Raw genomic sequence first — 5,037 nt, forward strand, 5'->3', positions numbered from 1 at the left:
CCGACAAGCGAGAACAGGTGTGGTTGTCATTAAAGGCTGACATCGAAAGCCGACTTGGCGTAATACACGCCATAGACACAGGAAAAGCGAAAGGCTACAACCGTTCGCTATTCGTGGAAAGCATATTGAACAAGGTAGGCACTTTTGCCGGTAAAGGGGACGTAGACATTGTAAGGAGGGCTGTAGCTCTTGTGTCCGAGTACAACAAGAACTCAGCAAAACCGGCCGTCACGGAACGCAACAGGCTGTTCAGGATGGAAGTGATGGCATTGGAGACCCGTTCAAGGTTGGAGGCCGATTACGGGAACGTGAATATGGAAATACCTTTCAACGGTGGAACGGTAGTCATAAACCACGAAGCTGACAGGCTTCAGATTGTCTACGGCAAAATTCCCGACGACAACACAAGGAAAACACTTAAGTCGTACGGTTTCCGCTGGTCACCGGCCTTCAAGGCATGGCAGCGCATGTTGACGGTCAAAGCCGTGCTTGCGGCTGAAGAACTGCTCGGAATAAATATCGGTGAAACTGAAAAACAAACAACAACAAGACCTTAAACGATATGAAGCATACGGATTTCTTTTCGATAATAAAACGCATCAAGGCGGAAGAACTTAGGGAACTTGCGGCCGCGTTGCGGCTGCACGGCGGGGCTTATGAGTGGACGGATGTTTGCGACAGCCCCGTTATAGCGGCCGATACGGGTGGAGACCCGATGGATGCCGCCGTGTTGAAAGCAGTCCTCGGCAAGGACGGGCTGCAACTGGAATGCGCAGACACATCGAGCGGCGAATGCATGACAATCATGCCCCACGACGTTTTTGCCGGACACCTGTCATACGTCACCGATAAGGTTCCGCCGATAAACGGTACAGGTGATGTTACGTCGCCCAAGGAACACTTCGCGATTGCATGGCTGGGACGTGAGGACATAGCCGCCAAGGGTTACGACACGTCATGCCTCACGGACGGCATGATGGAACGGATTGCAAGGAGAATGGGCGACGCATACTCTGACAACGGATACGGTGAAGACCTTGACATGGCGGCAATTGAGGCAGGTCTTACAAGAATAAAGGTAAGGACTTTATTTGGAATATAAGATAATGGTTATGGCCGATAGAAAAAGTACACTCAAAATGGAAGAACGAAGGGACGCTCCTGCAAAAGGGCGTTCCTTTTTTCTTGCCGCAAAGGTAGCCGTCCGTGCACGCGTGGCGCAAGGCGGCCTTACGGCCCGTTGCCCGCGGAAAAATCATCCTCGCTCCGCTGCGGTATTTTTCCACGTCAAGCCTTGCCGCACGGTACGCCGTGACGGCTGCACCATGCAGCAAGAAAAAAGGCAAGCCCCTTGCCGGGCGGAACCTGACAAAATACAAACGACATGGAAAGGATAGATTACAAGACGATGCTCGACATCGCACGGTGGCAGCACAACCACCATCCGAGCGAAGGACTCACCTACGGGCTTTTCACGGAAACATTCGGGAAAGACCTCGGACAACACTTCCACGGAAAGTGGACGGCGTATTTCAACGGCAACCTTTGGGACATGCTGGCGTATTTCTGTGGCGAAAGCGCAAACGGCCAAAAGTTCTGCGACATGCTGCTTCGGCAGGTGTCGCTGTACAAAAAGAACAGGCAAAGGCCCATGTGGAAAAACGATGAAGCCATAGACAAGGACATTACGGACAACCTAAAACCACGATACTATGGCACGTTATGACACACCGGTGGAAGTAAGGCCTCTCGAAAGGCTGATTCTCGGTTTCTCGTCGGAATGCGGACGAAACCCAATGACAGTGTTCGAGGACTTCCTCACATACGTAATCCACGGCTTTTCACCCGGAGTGCCGCCGCTGAAAAGCTGGAAATACAAGGGGAAGCAGAACGCGGCATTCATGCGGATGTCCTGCGAATGGCTGACGCTGATGAAGTCAACGCTTGACGGCGGCAAGAAATGGTACGATGCATTGGGCGAGCTTTACATGTCCTTCTCCTCGACAAGCGGACGGAGCGCACAAGGACAATTCTTCACTCCGCCGCCGGTATGCGACCTTATGGTTGCTTGTACGGCAAACAATGGTAATCAACAAGGCTCAAGAGTGAGCGACCCCACCTGCGGAAGCGGACGGCTGTTGCTGGCCTACCACGTCAGGAACCTCGGCTGTTACCTCGTCGGAGAGGACATAGACCGCACCTGCTGCATGATGTCCGTATGCAATATGCTCGTACACGGCTGCGTCGGGGAGGTGGTCTGGCACGACAGCCTGCGGCCCGGTACATTCTCGGGAGGCTGGTACGTCAACCCGTTCCTCACCCGCACGGGCATACCGTCAATAAGGATTATGACAGAAAACGAATACAAAAACAAGAACACAATGCCGTCGCCGACATTGCGGCGGAACGGAATAAAAACTGAATTACAAAACCTTTAAAACAAACGATTATGAAACTGAATGCAAGTATCGAACTGAAGTCGCGACTCACTCACGCGGCGGAGAACGGCAGCGTCATCGCAGCCGACATCCTTACGGAAATCAAACGCAACGCCGACGTTGCGGAGATAATCCGCGGCTCGTACAACTTCTTCTCGACGAAGCGCAAGCGGTCAAACATGGAGAGCTACCAGAGGATAAGGATAATGGTAACGGCGTGCAACAAGAACCTCGCGAACGAGAACTTCCCCGACCGCAACAATCCGCAGGCGCCGTGGTTCCCGGAGAACAGGGCCGACCTCGAACCTTCCAAGTTCGTCCGCCTGTTCAAGAACCTGCCGGAATATTCCGACACGGACATGGCCTACTTCGCCAGCGCAATCTGCATCGACAGCAAGGTCACGGTAAAGCTGCTCGAAGGCGTGCAGGACTTCTTCGAGGCGTACAACGGCGAGAACTACGGCCATACGGCGGACTCGTCGGAATCATGCCTGCACAACTCTTGCATGCGCCACGAGGGCACGGCGCGCAACGCCGCCGACTTCTACGTAAACTTCGCGGGCGCGAAGATACTCGTGGCGAGGGACTCCGGCAACAACGTCCTGGGACGCGCCGTGGTATGGGAGAACGTGAAGTCGCTTTCAGAGGACATCCACGCCGCAGGCCTGACTATGCTTGACCGCGTGTATTACACCCACTCGTTCATCGCGGAGATGATGAGGGAACAAGCCCGCAGCCTCGGCATAACGTTCAGGAAGATGTACAACGACTTCTCCCATGCAAAGGACGTAACGGCCTTGAACGACAACACGGACTCCGGAATAGAGAGGGGGAAATCGTATTACCTCCAGCTCGCCGTGGAAGTTCCGGCCCACAAGTGGCACAAGAAAGGCGCGCCGTACATGGACACGTTCTTCAGCGTGTACCTTGACGGTGACTGTATGGAGCTTAGGAACTTCGATTCGGTCGGGGCGATAGCCACACTCCGCAACACAAGCGGCAGCGCCACGCGGATGAGAATGATATGCCCCAACTGCGGCTCGGTGCACAACCTCACCGACAGTACGTTCTGCCCGGCCTGCCGCCGGTTGCTCTACCAACATACAGAGTTCGGTGACGTGATGCGCAGCGGTGTCGTGGAATACGGCGGACGGGCGTACCCTTCCGTGCTTTTCAAGAAGAAAAGGCCGAAGCCGGCCATGCGTCTTTATCTTCAAGTGAACAAACTCTATATGGCATGAACATGGAAAGACTGCTCGCACTCTACAACACGGCCTCTCCCTCAGGCAGGGAGGGGTCTATCGCCCGGCTCATTATGGCGGAGCTTGACAGAATGGGCGTAAGGCACAAACGCGACCGAATGGGCAACATATACGCCGTGAAGGGACAGGCGGAGACTTACCCGTGCGTTGTGGCCCACATGGACGAGGTGCACAACAGGCGCACGGGGTCTTACTCCGCGCACATAGTGGCCGGCTCGATAATAGTCGGCTACGACCACAGAAAAAAGCGCGTCACGGGCATTGGAGCAGACGACAAGAACGGCGTATGGATGTGCCTTGAATGCCTAAGGGACTTCAAGGTGATGAAGAGCGCCTTCTTCGTGCAGGAGGAAACGGGATGCAAGGGCAGCGAAGCGGCCGACATGGGCTTCTTCGCCGACTGCCGCTTCGTAATCGAATGCGACCGCAAGGGCGACTCCGACATGGTGACCGACATCAACGGCACAGCCCTATGTTCGCGCGACTTCATAACGAAAGCGCAACTGCGCAGGCACGGATACAAGACGGCGCACGGCCTGTTCACCGATGTTTACGCGCTGAAGAGGAAAGGCCTCGGAGTGTCGTGCGTAAACCTGTCGTGCGGATATTACGAGCCGCACACCGACCACGAGTACACCGTGATAGCCGACCTGCTGAAATGCCAGCGCTTGGTGAAGCACGTAATACGCACCCACAAGACCGTAAGCCGCCACGAACACAAGGAACATAGATTCCAATCAGTAAGTCATTGGGACGACTTTGACGACTGCAACGGTTACGGTTGGCTCTATCCGCATTTATTGGGAAGGCGTGAATACGGCGCAAGGATGCTTGAAAGCACTACAAACAACGACAAAACAAAACATAAAGGGAGGACAGGAAAATGACACATACTGAAACGACTGCACCTTGTTTTGCAATCGAAACACCGGAGAGCGGGAAAGAGACAATAATGCTTATGGACGCAAAGGCGCTTGCACGGCACATCATGCGGATGGACTTCGGCACAGAGACGGAGCTTTACCTTTACGCCGACGCTGACGGAAAGCGGGTCGAATGCGCAGCGGCACTGCGCAAGGAAAGGTGGAAAGACACGGAATTCTGCCTGCTCGGAGGCTACGGCCTGCCTGTAAAAGACATCAACATCGAACGTGGATGCAGCCTTGCCGACCTGACTTTGGCCGTCTGCGACACGCTGGGCTTCTTCGGTTACGGACATGATGTCGGCCTCGTCGTCGGCTACGGGTAAATGGTTCTCGCTGTTTTTTCACAACCAAAACCGCAGCATTACGGATGAAAATGGTTACTTTTGTATCGGCTCGGCAAGTACCTGCAAG

General features: G+C 54.4%; 6 protein-coding genes and 1 pseudogene. All 7 read left to right on the forward strand.

The features are described from left to right. Nucleotides 1-557 (forward strand): annotated as a pseudogene (locus QVO66_RS10750) (hypothetical protein); the annotation flags it as partial. Nucleotides 558-562: 5 nt separating this feature from the next. Continuing rightward, the gene (locus QVO66_RS10755) at nucleotides 563-1,102 is read left to right on the forward strand and encodes a hypothetical protein (RefSeq protein WP_021855497.1); all 540 of its coding nucleotides are present in this window, start codon (nucleotides 563-565) and stop codon (nucleotides 1,100-1,102) included. Nucleotides 1,103-1,384: 282 nt separating this feature from the next. Then, nucleotides 1,385-1,726, forward strand: a complete 342-nt coding sequence (locus tag QVO66_RS10760) for a hypothetical protein (protein WP_021855498.1) — start codon at nucleotides 1,385-1,387, stop codon at nucleotides 1,724-1,726. Then, complete coding sequence (locus tag QVO66_RS10765; RefSeq protein ID WP_021855499.1) at nucleotides 1,713-2,438, forward strand: N-6 DNA methylase; 726 nt, start codon at nucleotides 1,713-1,715, stop codon at nucleotides 2,436-2,438. The genes QVO66_RS10760 and QVO66_RS10765 overlap by 14 nt, the downstream gene beginning before the upstream one ends. An 11-nt stretch (nucleotides 2,439-2,449) precedes the next feature. After that, complete coding sequence (locus QVO66_RS10770; protein WP_021855500.1) at nucleotides 2,450-3,679, forward strand: hypothetical protein; 1,230 nt, start codon at nucleotides 2,450-2,452, stop codon at nucleotides 3,677-3,679. Nucleotides 3,680-3,681: 2 nt separating this feature from the next. Beyond that, nucleotides 3,682-4,587: a hypothetical protein gene (locus QVO66_RS10775; RefSeq protein WP_288172828.1), complete on the forward strand. Its 906-nt coding sequence runs from the start codon at nucleotides 3,682-3,684 to the stop codon at nucleotides 4,585-4,587. Then, nucleotides 4,584-4,949 (forward strand): hypothetical protein, encoded by a 366-nt coding sequence (locus QVO66_RS10780; RefSeq protein ID WP_021855502.1) that lies wholly within the window; start codon nucleotides 4,584-4,586, stop codon nucleotides 4,947-4,949. Before QVO66_RS10775 ends, QVO66_RS10780 begins: the two co-directional genes overlap by 4 nt. Nucleotides 4,950-5,037: the final 88 nt, after the last annotated feature.

Source organism: Prevotella sp. CAG:255 (assembly GCF_000431195.1).
In the GTDB taxonomy this organism is placed as follows: domain Bacteria; phylum Bacteroidota; class Bacteroidia; order Bacteroidales; family Bacteroidaceae; genus Prevotella; species Prevotella rara.

Bases quoted from the DNA above. Each gene is read 5' to 3' on its own strand.
- QVO66_RS10755 (WP_021855497.1), top strand. From the start codon at position 563: ATGAAGCATACGGATTTCTTTTCGATAATAAAACGCATCAAGGCGGAA.
- QVO66_RS10760 (WP_021855498.1), top strand. From the start codon at position 1,385: ATGGAAAGGATAGATTACAAGACGATGCTCGACATCGCACGGTGGCAG.
- QVO66_RS10765 (WP_021855499.1), top strand. From the start codon at position 1,713: ATGGCACGTTATGACACACCGGTGGAAGTAAGGCCTCTCGAAAGGCTG.
- QVO66_RS10770 (WP_021855500.1), top strand. From the start codon at position 2,450: ATGAAACTGAATGCAAGTATCGAACTGAAGTCGCGACTCACTCACGCG.
- QVO66_RS10775 (WP_288172828.1), top strand. From the start codon at position 3,682: ATGGAAAGACTGCTCGCACTCTACAACACGGCCTCTCCCTCAGGCAGG.
- QVO66_RS10780 (WP_021855502.1), top strand. From the start codon at position 4,584: ATGACACATACTGAAACGACTGCACCTTGTTTTGCAATCGAAACACCG.